Origin of the sequence: Shigella sp. FC1967 (assembly GCF_001743005.1) — a bacterium.
Classification (GTDB): Bacteria; Pseudomonadota; Gammaproteobacteria; order Enterobacterales; family Enterobacteriaceae; genus Proteus.
In genome coordinates this window covers 1-309 of sequence record NZ_MIIZ01000050.1, presented here as the reverse complement: position 1 = coordinate 309, position 309 = coordinate 1, and the positions used below count along the sequence as shown (strand labels likewise).

Here is a 309-nt window from a genome sequence, read left to right as displayed (position 1 = left end):
TTTCCCACGTTTAAAAGTAAGCATGGCAGACAATCTAGCTATCATTGTGTCGGGATCAAAGTCATTGATGGCGGGATAAAAATCCCGAAAATCGCACCGATTGAAGCGCGTTTACATCGTGAAATTACGGGGGCGCTGAAAAGTATCACACTGAGCCGCAGCGCAACCGGAAAATACTATGCGTCACTACTCTGTGATGACGGGGTAGAAGCACCGGCAAAGCCAACATTGATATCAAATATCACGGGGCTTGATGTGGGGCTGAGTCATTACGCCATCAAATCAGACGGCAATAAGATTGCTAATCCG

Annotated in this window: 1 pseudogene; it reads left to right on the top strand. The window is 46.9% G+C overall.

Annotation, left to right across the window (positions count from 1 at the left end):
- Positions 1-309, top strand: a pseudogene (locus tag BHE89_RS00375) (RNA-guided endonuclease TnpB family protein); the annotation flags it as partial.